General features: G+C 26.5%; 8 protein-coding genes. All 8 read left to right on the top strand.

From position 1 onward, the window contains the following. The first annotated feature begins 94 nt into the window (after window positions 1-94). Complete coding sequence (locus Q3304_RS08255; protein WP_407813545.1) at window positions 95-661, top strand: hypothetical protein; 567 nt, start codon at window positions 95-97, stop codon at window positions 659-661. A 64-nt stretch (window positions 662-725) separates the two neighbouring features. Further along, window positions 726-1553 (top strand): nucleotidyl transferase AbiEii/AbiGii toxin family protein, encoded by an 828-nt coding sequence (locus Q3304_RS08250; protein WP_407813546.1) that lies wholly within the window; start codon window positions 726-728, stop codon window positions 1551-1553. Next, window positions 1532-1963: a hypothetical protein gene (locus Q3304_RS08245; protein ID WP_407813547.1), complete on the top strand. Its 432-nt coding sequence runs from the start codon at window positions 1532-1534 to the stop codon at window positions 1961-1963. Before Q3304_RS08250 ends, Q3304_RS08245 begins: the two co-directional genes overlap by 22 nt. A gap of 265 nt (window positions 1964-2228) precedes the next feature. Further along, window positions 2229-2930 carry a hypothetical protein gene (locus tag Q3304_RS08240; protein WP_407813548.1) on the top strand — a complete coding sequence of 234 codons (702 nt, stop codon included), beginning with the start codon at window positions 2229-2231 and terminating at the stop codon, window positions 2928-2930. Window positions 2931-3493: 563 nt separating this feature from the next. Then, window positions 3494-3763 (top strand): hypothetical protein, encoded by a 270-nt coding sequence (locus tag Q3304_RS08235; RefSeq protein WP_407815420.1) that lies wholly within the window; start codon window positions 3494-3496, stop codon window positions 3761-3763. Between the two features lie 1868 nt (window positions 3764-5631). Beyond that, window positions 5632-10734 (top strand): hypothetical protein, encoded by a 5103-nt coding sequence (locus tag Q3304_RS08230; protein ID WP_407813549.1) that lies wholly within the window; start codon window positions 5632-5634, stop codon window positions 10732-10734. A gap of 70 nt (window positions 10735-10804) precedes the next feature. Beyond that, on the top strand, window positions 10805-11455 hold the full coding sequence (locus Q3304_RS08225) for a DUF4116 domain-containing protein (RefSeq protein ID WP_407813550.1): 651 nt from the start codon (window positions 10805-10807) through the stop codon (window positions 11453-11455). A 231-nt stretch (window positions 11456-11686) separates the two neighbouring features. Further along, window positions 11687-12265: cell wall-binding repeat-containing protein (locus Q3304_RS08220; RefSeq protein ID WP_407813551.1), on the top strand; the 579-nt coding region annotated here is incomplete at its 3' end.

The raw sequence follows: 12265 nt of genomic DNA, 5'->3' as shown, positions 1-12265 counted from the left end.
TTGTCTAAAAATATGCGTCATTGCTAAATAAATATTATCCTTGTATAATAGATATAAGTAAGTGAAAGATTAAGTGTTTTGAAAGGAAAAAGTGATGAATAAAGAAATTATAGAGAAAATGTATAGTTTAAGATATCCTTTACTTGCATCTATACAAAAATATGAGAAATTATTAAGCAAAGAAATGAAAAATTTAGATTATATAAATATATCAGATGAAGAAACAGAAGAAGTTAAAATATTGAAAGATGAATTAAAGAAGATAAAGTCAATTTTAGAACATACAACAGCTCTATCTAATTCATCTGAGGAATGTGAAGTTTCTATTAATTCCATAAATAATTATTTTAGAGGAATGACTCCAGTAGGCATAAAATTTGGAGATAGTAAGCAAGATGTAAGTAGCTGGAGAGATGTACTTGAATATTCTATAAGGTATTTTGCAAAACTAGATAAAGATGAACTTATGCATATACTTGAAAGTCGTGTTAATTTGTTTTATGAAAAGATAAAAAATAATGAAGATAGATATATCCCAGAACTTAACTTATATTTAAATCCATCAAATAGAGGGTCTACTGAAATTATAGGTGTATTAAGAAAATTAGAAAAAGGATTTAATATGCAAGGAAGTATAAAGATAATAGTGAAAAACTCATAACTATTTAAGTGTTTTAATTTCTCTTATAAAAACTAAAATCTCATTAAAGAGAGGAATGATACCGTTGATTAATAATAAATGGAGTAGTAGTAGTAACAATTTTCATGATAATAATAGTACACTAGATTATATAGAGGATTTTATCTATTGTATGAGTCATAGCAATAGTTTCAATGATATGATTTTTAAAGGTGGAATAACATTATTATGTGCTTTTAAAAAATATAATTATGGGAATAGAAGATTAACAAAAGATATAGATATACATGGAACTGATTATAATAAATGGCTTAATTTCAAAAAAGATATAATAGCTTGTTCTCAGTATAGTAGATTTAACGTAATATATAAAGTTATAAAAGAAATAACAACAAGTGAAGCTACTAAAAATGAAAGTGTAACTATAGGTGTTTATAGAGCTGCTGAATTAATAACCAGATTCAGTATCGATGTGAATTTTAAGTGGTCTACTTTAGACTCAGAGAAATATTCACTAGGTGGATTAGTTACAATTAATGGATATACACCAGAACTAATATTAGTTGATAAGATACATGCTTGTGAGAGTAAACAAATTAATAGAAGGTTAAAAGATTTATTTGATATATACTCGCTAAGTTACTTAAAAGGTTATAATAGCAATGATTTAGTAAGATTATATATAGATAAATATAAAAATATACCAGAAAAAATGTACATGTTCCAATTAGAAAACTTTAACACTTTAGAACATGGATATAATAGATTAAGAGGTATTGAATCTAAGCCTGAATTTGCAACCGTTTATAAAAGAGTAAGTAATTTTATAGTTCCAATACACACATTTATAGCATCAAAATCAAATAAAAATTATGTTTGGAGGAATGATAGGTGGATTTTACAGGAGTATTAAGAAACTCTTTCGATAATGTTGTCCTATGTGGAGAATATGCAGGAAGTTTATTAGGAATAACTAATTTTCCAGACAATCATATAATAGCTCAATCTGCTTTTATAGATAAAGAGATTGATACAGATTATTTTACAGTGTATCCTGTTAAAAAATTAGATTTATCTTATGTAGAAGAAGTTAGAAAAGGTGTTTGGATAACAAATCCTGCAAGAACTATTTGTGATATGATAAAGTATGATAGTGAGTATAGTTTTATCCAGGAAGCTTTAGACTATTATATTTTCTATAATGAGAATGGGGAAGAACATTATAATGAAGTACTTAATGTAGCTAGATATTATAATATAGAACAAAAAGTATTGGATGCTATAAGTTTTGCAAAAACGCATGATTATTATGAAGAAAATTAATATTTGTAACTAAAAATATTAAAATGAAGGTATTTTTGGAATGAAGCTTTTTAAATTAGTTTCTAAGATAAAATAATATATTCAATATAAAAGTACTAGAAGATAGAATTTAAACGACCTTAAAATAGCATTTAAAAGGTCGTTTTTTTATCGATTCTATAAAAAAAATATTAGACTCCCTTTTTATTCAGAAAATTGGAATATTAATTAGATTCTTATGTATAATTAAGAGAATAAAACTAAAATTTTAAAATTGGAGGTATTAATGAAAGACTTAGATTTAAATGCTTATTTTTTCGTATCATTTTCTATGGTTTTAATTATAATGATTTTATTATATATAAAATCATCTAATGATGCAATTTTATCACTTTGCCGATCTGTATCCAAAAGAAACAATTTTTCAGTTAATAAATTTATAGAATTTATTTTCTTGCATTATTGTGCTTTTATACCAATAGCTTTAATGGTTACTATTCAATACTTAGAATTGGTGAATTCCGTAATAGTACAATCTTTAATATTGATACTCTTAAGTTTTGTAATGAAAATTATTTACACTTTCATTATAAAAGAAAGTATCATAAATGACAATTTGTTATCAGATAAAGAAATGTCAATAACCGTATGTCTTGCTAATTTAAGCCTGATTTTTTTAAGTAGAATCTATTATGTACCATATGAATTCACGTCTCTTATTATAGCAATGTTTCTTGGAAGATATATTGCATTAGACACAGCATTTAATTTTAATATAAAAGAACTTAAGAAAACTTTTAAAGAAGATATACTTAAAAAAGAATTTATAGTTTTTGTAATTCTAGACATTGTCTTCATGTATATTTTATATATTATAGGAATAGAAAATTTCGTTAAAGTTGTTTTTGGTTCAATGATAGCAGCTATTATCTTTACCGTATTTTTTTTCATTGTAGAAAAATTAAAGACAAAAGCTTCTAATGTATAGGAATATAATATTAAAGTCTAAAACTTAACTGTGTAATAAGTTAAATAATATAATCTATATCTAGAGTCTTGTTTGAATATACTAAAATCTAATATTTCAGGGTTATAAATAACTTTATAATAGCTATTTTGCATTTTAAAGCTATTAGATAGATTTTAAAGATATATTATTTTGTACTGATGTAAAATATCATCAATATAAATCCAATGGCTTTAAAAACGCACACAAGGCTTTGAACGTTTGTTCGGAATGGGATTAAAAACCATTTTATTCCAATAAAAGTAAATATTATATATAAAACATATTAATGTTTATTTTTAATAGAATTATTATTAGAAAAGATTATAATAATTTTGAGAAATTTATACAAAAAATTTAATTGATTTTCACACTAAAAACACATCTATTTATTAGGTGTGTTTTTTTATAAACTTTATTCTAAAACTTATTATGAAATATCTTTTAGTGGAGTTTTTATAAAAAAATATAAAAAAAGAAAAATATTTATCATGTAAATAAAGTATATATATTTAGAGTAAAATAAAAATGGGGAGAAAATAATAATGATAACAAAAAGAATTTTAAGAAATATACTTTTTTCACTGGAATTATGTTTTTTTATAACTTTTATGATGCTAATCGTAAATTCTTTGCTAAAAGTACATATAGGTATGAAGTACTATGTATTTTTTTATGTGATTTCTAGTTTTGGATTAAGTGTTAGTTTGTTTTTTATTAAGTTAGAGTATATATTGCATGGAAAAAAACAAAAAAATAATAAAAAAATAGTAAAGTACAAAAAAAATAACTACAAAAATGAGAAAATTATTTAAAAAATCTTGTATTAATTTAGAAAAGTGGCTATAATGATAGAACATCTAAATTTTATGGATTATATTTAAGCTTGGGTTGATACACTAAAAAGCTTTTATATAATACTTTTGAAGAAATTTCGGTTCTTCTCCTTGATTTCTTCTTTCTTTTTGCAAAAAATAGATATATTATTGGATTTTTTACTAAAATAAAAATAAAAAACTTGAAAAATATAAAAAGAATCACTATACTAGTTTTAAATAAACTTTTAAGAATACTTATTTAAAAACGTTAAACAATTGTTTGTCATGAAAAAGAGATAGTATATTTATACTATCTCTTTTTTTATGTTGATTTTCAAAAAATAATAAATATATACTTTAAAAAAATGAAAAAGCTTGAAAAAAAGAAAATAAGATATTATAATGATAATATTCATAAGGTTTTAACTTAAGTCCATTTACAATAACTCCAATTTGTATTTAATAGTTATTAAAAAAGAAACAGTATATTTATACTGTTTCTTTTTTGTACTAAATAATGAAAATACATAAAATTTTCGAGACTAGAAAAAATAAACATGTTTTAAAAGTGAAAAAACTTGAAAAAAAGAAAATAAGATACTATAATTATGTTAATTGCATTTTCCAATTATAATTCATTCAAACTATTTTAGAAATACTTATTAAACTTAGCGATGATTAAATAGAAAAGAAGTAATATGAAAATATTATTTCTTTTTTATTTGTGGAATTTCAAGAAAAAAATAAAAAGGCTTGAAAAATATAAAACAAGATACTATAATGAGCATATAAACAATATAAAGTTGTTTCTCCAATGGTTGTAAGAATAAAAAAGAAGTAATATGAAAATATTATTTCTTTTTTTATCTAAAGTTTTTTAAATAAAAAACAGAAAATGAAAAAACTTGAAAAATATGAAATGAGATATTATAATGATGTTAACTCGTAAGATATAATCCCCTTGTATTTTATAGAGTTAGAGAAAAAAAGAAATGGTATATTTATGCTATTTCTTTTTTAGTGAAGTTTTATAAAGGTTTTTCTATGGAAATATCATTAAAATAGAAAAATATATTTTGTTTTTGTAAAAAAACTGAATAAATTTGTGGAAATTATTCTTTTAGAAAAAGAATTGGGAAAAACTTGATAAAGTCTAAAAAAGATTATATAATAAACTTAGTTAATCTACCATATGTTTATAAAAAAAAGAACTGTATTTGTAGTCTGCAGTTCTTTTTTTATGAAAAGATTTGATTTTTTTATAAAAAAGAACTATAATATGATTCATAACTAGATTTTAGATAGTTTCCTACACAGTCAATTTTAAATCGGTTATAAGTCGTTTAGCTCTTACTTCCCAAAAAAAGATTATATTAATTTATAATCTTTTTTTATTGAAAAAATATAAATTTAAATTTGAATTAGCTTGACGTGATTTCAAAATGGGAATATAATGAATGTAATATTTTTTTTTCATAAGTTTCCTACGTTAAGTTATAGGAATTGAATTTCTTATGAGTAAGGTAATAAGAAATTCAAAAAACATTGTGTGGTAAGTTCGGAAGGGACTTACTACACAAATGTTTTTAAATTAAAAGTATCGAATAATTCAACTTGTTTATTTTGAAAGAAATTATAAATATTATTAACAGCCAAAAATAGTTTCTTGAAAAATTACAAAAGTTGTTATTATAATAGTTCCTTCTTTTTTTAAATATTTTAAATATAAAAAAACATGTATCTTCCATACATGTTTTTTTGTTTTGGGAAAAAACATATAAAAAAATAAAAAGAAAATACAAACAAAAAAATAAAAACTATTTATCTAATAAATAAAGTATAAATTTAGAAGCGAGGTGATTATTTTGGTTAAGCATAAAGTAATAACAACTTTATTGGCATTAATGATGTGCAGTACGTCATTAATAAGTTCATATGCAGAAAATGGAAAAGGAGTTGTAGTAGATGGAAGTATTCAAACTGACTTAAAGGATGATGGGAAAGGAAATATAATCGATTCAGATGGAAACATAATAGGAAGTACAGATGTAGATGTAAAAGATGATAACAATGACAATAAGCCTCCTATGGACAGTAGTGATGTAAAAGATGATAATTCTCCAGGTCCAGGTGATGTAATTGTAAATGATGGTATGTATTTAAGAGTTGAATTAGATTCAAATCAAAATGAAGTTGGATATATACCTTCTGTAGAGATTGAATTACAAGATGCAAATGGCAAATACATAGATAAAGTATTAGTGAATGAAAAAAACTTCAATAAAAAAGAAAATTGCTACTTGGTTAAATTCAATAATGTAACTAAATATAAGCTAGGTGATAAGTTTAAGTTTTGCTTAAGAGAAAAAAGTGATAATGTAGTTAAATCTATTCTTATGTTAAATGATGACGGCAGCTCTTTGTATGTAAATAGAGATAAAGTAATAGAAAAGACTATAGGTCCAGAATTTAATATTTTAAATAATACTGAAGGAAGCTTACCAGAAGGGGCAAAAAATGCTCCTATGAGAGTTAAATTAATTACAGATACTAATTTAGTGGCCATAAAAGTATTGGATATGAAAGATAATCCAGTGAAAAATTTTAAGATAGATATAGAAAGAACTCTTAATAATTCAAAATATAGAGTTACAACAAATGACCAGGGGTTAGTTTGGCTTACAAGAGACAAAGTTGAACCTAGAATTGTTTTAAATTCAGTAGATAAAAAGTTTGAATTTGACACTGGAAGTGGTCAAGGAGAAATTACTTATCCAACAATATCTAGTAAAACACATTTAGATAGCTTTATGTCAAATGTAATAAAAATAAGAAATGTTGAGACTTCTGGTCCAGCAAATACACAATTAGGGAAAATAAATCTTAACTTTAAATCTGTTGGAAATACTGATTTAAGTAAAAACTGGACTCAATTAACTATTTCTCTTAAAAATAAAAAAACAGGAATTGTATCAAAATTTGAAGTTAGTTCAAAAGATAAATATTTAGAAGATATACCTATAGGAGAATATTCTGTAAGTGTAGAAGCTAATTATGCAACTACCAATTTTAATAAGAATGTAACTGTTTCTAATGGAGTAGGAAACTTAAATTTAACTGTGTTTCCTCGAAACAAATTACAAATTTATAAAGAATTAGACGGAAAAAGATTAGATTACAAATTCTCTGTTATAAATGTTGAGGCAGTAAAAAGTAAAGAGTATAAAGGCAAAAATCCAATTGATTTCTGTGTCATGCCTGGTGAAACATTCATGATTCAAGATAATGAAACAAATGAAGTTTTTACTGTTGATATACCACAAGCTTCAGGAGTGACTACTCTAATATTAGGAGAAGGAAAAATCTTAAATAAGGCAGAGGTTATATCTCCTCATACAAGAGATATGTTACCTTTACAAATAGGTATACTATCAATAGCAGGTGTAGTGGCAGTTTTAAGTTTGTTTATTGCACTAAAAGGTGACAAGAAGAAATTTAAAAATAATATGTTCATGCTCTTACTAATAAGTAGCATATTACTAAGTACACCAATAAAATCAAATGCCGATAGTGGAGGTAGCTCAGGTGGAGGTAGTGGAGGTGGTTCTGCTATTACATCTGACCAACTTATTGTTAATGGATATGCATATAATGCAAATTACTGGACCTTGAATGGTCAAAATGTTAATCAAGTAGTAATGTTTGGATTTGTACCAAACACAGGAAGTGTAAAAAATGGTCAGGCAGTCGATGGAAGTGTAACTTTACTAACTGAAGATGCTACCGAAAATGATATAGTAAAATCATATAAATTCTCATCAGAATACATGAAATATTGCTTGTTTATGCCAGTTAACAAATCAACTGAAACTGATTTTAAAAATAGTGGTATTCTTGGAACATATTCAGATGGGACATATTATTTAATAGCTGGTAAAGATAGAATCTTTGGCCAAACTAATGCAGATTCTTTAAATAGTTCCGAAATGACAAAGAGAGTAGTAGGGACTCCATCAGATGTGAAGTCTAATTCAAATAAAGTACTGTCAACTATGGGAAATGCTTTAGCTTCGGCTGAGAAAGATTCAAAAGGAGTATACAAAGTCAACTATGGTGATGGCATAGGAAATACAATAAGAAGCAAAGATGATGCCTGGAAACAACAATTTTTCAATGATTATATAAATTTAATGAAATCAAAAGGTGTTTCACAAAAAGATATAGACTATATCCAAGGTAAGTATGAATCAAATGAAGTAACCTTTTTAATTCAAACAATGCCTAGACTTCACTTATATAGTAAAGGAAAACCAAATGGAATGTATATGCCAACGTCATATATCTCTATGGCTTTAGGTTTAGCTGATAGTAAAAAAGTTACTGGTAATGATGAGCAACAAAGAAGTGTATATTTTAGAGAGTACAAATATCTTTATAGTCGCGGTGGAACAACGAGTAGTCCAAAATCAGGTTATTGTACAAAAAGTGGATGTTCTAGCTGGTGTAAAAGATTAGGTCATATATCATCATCAGGTTGGAAACCAATGCAAGGTGGATATGTAAACACCATCCAGGCCATAAATTCAGGAGGACCTGTCAAAAAGAATATCTTTGGAGGTTGGGGATACCATCATTGGAATGCTGGTCAAGAGTCAAGCAATAAACCAAAATTGTTTATACAAACTAAAATTGATTTGTATAATGCAGAGGGTGCTAAAGTTGGAAATACAACTAAACCTGCTAAAGGCTGGGACTTAGGGAAAGAGTTTGAAGAATGTAAAAATATAAATAAAATAGACCTTGTTGATTCAACAATTGAAGTTAATGGTAAGACATATAAAATTGAAAAAGAAGCTAAGAATAAAATCGATTTGATTGATAAGAAAGATAAGGAAGGTCTTTTTAAACAAAATCTAAAAGTTAAAAATCCATCTGTAGTCTCTAGAGAAGAAACTTTAATCTATGATAATACTGTAAATAAAATGTTAACTGATTTGCTAAAACCAAATCAAGCTGACCAGTACAATACTTACTTAGGTGGAAAACAAAATGCTGATAATGATTTTGGGGGAAATGGGGATTTTGAAGATATATTTATAGATAATAAATATAAAGATAAGAAAGATGAAAAAGGGGAGAAAGCTTTTGCAGATGCTGAAATGACTGTATACTTAAAGGCAAAAGAAATACCTTCAACTGTTGATGGAACTGGAGAAGAAGCAAAAGAAGTACCAGAGTGGCGTTTATCAAAATATTGGGATGACTTATCTAGTAAACTTGCATATGCAATTTACAAGGTATCTCATAGCTCAGATAGTACTTCTCATGTAAGTTCATCATTAAATCCATCTGGTTGGACAAACTTATCTTTAAAAGAGGTAGATTTAAAAGCGAGTCCGTGGCTAAAAATAAATGCTAAATGGAAGGGAACTCCACATGGTACAAGTGTAACTCATGGTGGTACAACATTTTCTCAAGCAGTAGGAGGCTCACTAGTAGCAACTAGAACAAATAGAGATATTGATACTTATAAGTTTGCTAACTGGAAAAACAATGGTTATACAAATGAGATAGCTGCAGGTGATAAAGGGGATACAAATTATAAATATAGAAACAAGAAAACTATGAATAGTAATATTCAAATCTATATGCTTGACCCAATCACAAGTTATATTCATAAAAAAGCTAATTATAGACACACAACTAATAGCGAAGGTCATAGTGTGTGCAGATGTTACACATCAAGTGAAACAGCTACACAAAAATATACACCAGCTACATATAAATTAGCTATAGATTATTATAGATACCACACAGGCGATGTAAGTACAAAAGTTCCACAGGAATCAAAAGGAGCTCAAGAATCTTATAGTTATGAAACAAAGAAAACAACAGGACTTAAAGTGTATCCAGAAGTAACTATGGCTCATTCAGATTTGTCTGGAAATACTGCTATAGATATAATAGCTGGTGAAAAACAAAGAACTATAACTCCACTTTCTTATAATTATTTAAGATTAGATGCTAAGATGAATTCAAAAGTAGTAGGAACAAGTGTCGCAACAGATAAAAAAGCTAAATCTCTAGTAAGTAAAGTGGCAAGTGGAACAAAGGTAGGAAGTTCTCAAGTAATTCATAAGGGAAGTGCTGTAAACTTATCTTATACATTAGGTGGAACAGGTAAGCTTCCTTGGGGTGATAAACCAACTCTAACAGCTAAAACTTATGCTTTAGACATAGGAAATACTGCTATTAAAAATTCTTGGGGAAATAGCAGCTATAGTACTGATAAAGTTAGAGATAGCTATATGAATAAGTTTGGAACAAAGACTGGTGATGGTTGGAAATTCAAATTAAAAATTCAACCAGGCATGAATATAGGTGGTAAAGATTATAATGGTAAAGAAGTGACTAAAGATATAACTGGTAAGAATAAAACAACTGAAGAGTATCGTTTGGTAGTCAGAAGTGGTAAATTGACACTAGTTAATGGTAAAGGTGTTAGTAGTGTTAATGATATTACGAAAGATATATTAAGCAAAATGAAGCTTAATACACAAGATACTGTGTTAGATGTTTTTGAAAAATCAAAAGGTAAAGCTTTGGATGAAGCAAATGTTGCTAATTTAATAAATGCTATCAGAGGTACAAGTGATGTTAAAGTTGGTGCTGGTTGGTACAATGAAGATACAACTGTATTAATCATAAGAGAGTATACAACTGTATTTGAATTACCTAAAGCATACATGTATACTGACAAGATTGCTATGAATATGCCAGGGATTGAATCTCCTATAAACAAAAATGATTTTTATACAAAAGGACTTAAAGGCCATACAAAATTAAAAATGACTGTAGATAAATCAGATTGTTATATACTATATGATGATACATCTAAAAAAATATGGAATGATAAAGAAATGAAATTTACTGTTCCAAACGTATCTATTTTAGATACTACAAAATAATCTTAGGGATAGAAATAGAAGTGCCTAAAACTTTTTAGGCACTTTTTAAATACAAAAGTAGGTGAACTGTATGGAGATAGATTTAAAACATGTAAAAGAACAAACCCTAGAAATGTGTTTAGAAGCAGTAATACAAGATGGCAGAGCTTTAGAATATGTAAAAGAACAAACGCCAGAGATATGTTTAGCAGCAGTAATGCAAGATGGCAGAGCTTTAGAATATGTAAAAAAGCAATCAATAAAGATATGTGTAGAAGCTCTAAAACAAAATAAACATGCAATTAGATATGTAAAAGACAAAGAAAAATACTTGGATATATTTAAACTTAGATATTTAGAAAAAAAGGGGGAAGTTAAAGAAGTAATAGCTATTAAAGAAAAGGGAGAGTGGCTATTCACTATTGGGAATTATGAGAACATTACTAAAGAAAAATTTTTAGTTAAAATCTATAATGAAGATGGTGGATTTGACTTAAAGCAAGGAATAAATGTTTATAGGAAAGCTTATTTTGATTTTTTGAAGGATATTGAAACTAACAAAAGGACATTAGATATTAAATTCATACCAAAAGATATATATATATATTATTTCTTATGCAAGTTTAGAAAGTTAATTAGAGGTCTAATATTGACATTTGGTATTCTTATGCTTATTGCCCTTGCTGTTATTTTAACGCTATTAAAATTCAGATATATGTCACTTATTTATTTACATTATTAATATTACAAATAAAAGTGTCTGAAATTTTCAGACACTTTTTATTGCAGAAATATTTATTTGACATAGATATGTTAGAAAAGAGTAACACAACTAACAGATTGGTGGTATAATGTAATTATAAAGATAAATTTTGGATAATTGTGGAAAGTATACAATTTATAACTTATAATTAGCTTAGGATGAACTATCTATGTAGTATAAGAATCTAAAATATATGGGGGGAATAGAAAAATGGCTTTTAAAAAAAGATTTGATAATACAGAAAATACGCAAGTTCATGTAAGCACTACATATACAAGGTCTGGGGAGAAAAAGCGTCTCAAAATCAAGAAAAAATATAACTTTGTAATCAGTGGCTTACTTATGAGTGCCATGTTATTAGGTTTTTCTTCAGGTTTAACAAGTGTATCATATGCTGATGAATTAAATAACGATATTGAGATAAATAAAGGAACTACTTTTTCAACACGAAAGGTTGACCAGGACTCTATTCAAGCACAAAATAATTTTAATACAGCAATAAGTGTATCAAAACATGGTTGGAATTCTTCTAAGAATATTGTTTTAATAAAAGATAAAGCTCTAGCTGATTCTCTAGCAGTTACACCTTTGTCAAAAGCTTTAGATGCTCCAATACTTATAACTGACAAAGACTCTATACCTGAATCTACTCTTAACGAGATTTCAAGACTTGGAGCTAAAAACATAACTCTAATAGGTGGACTAAATTCTATCTCTGATTCTGTAGTTAATACACTAAAGAATAAGGGTTTAACTGTAGAGAGAATAGGTGGTACTGATAGACAAGAT

Source organism: Clostridioides sp. GD02377 (assembly GCF_045899875.1).
Taxonomy (GTDB): domain Bacteria; phylum Bacillota; class Clostridia; order Peptostreptococcales; family Peptostreptococcaceae; genus Clostridioides; species Clostridioides difficile_A.
This window is presented reverse-complemented; position numbering and strand designations above follow the sequence as displayed.

What these genes read in the sequence shown, in the direction of transcription:
- Q3304_RS08255 (WP_407813545.1), top strand. Translation starts at nt 95, where the DNA reads ATGAATAAAGAAATTATAGAGAAAATGTATAGTTTAAGATATCCTTTA.
- Q3304_RS08240 (WP_407813548.1), top strand. Translation starts at nt 2,229, where the DNA reads ATGAAAGACTTAGATTTAAATGCTTATTTTTTCGTATCATTTTCTATG.
- Q3304_RS08235 (WP_407815420.1), top strand. Translation starts at nt 3,494, where the DNA reads ATGATAACAAAAAGAATTTTAAGAAATATACTTTTTTCACTGGAATTA.
- Q3304_RS08225 (WP_407813550.1), top strand. Translation starts at nt 10,805, where the DNA reads ATGGAGATAGATTTAAAACATGTAAAAGAACAAACCCTAGAAATGTGT.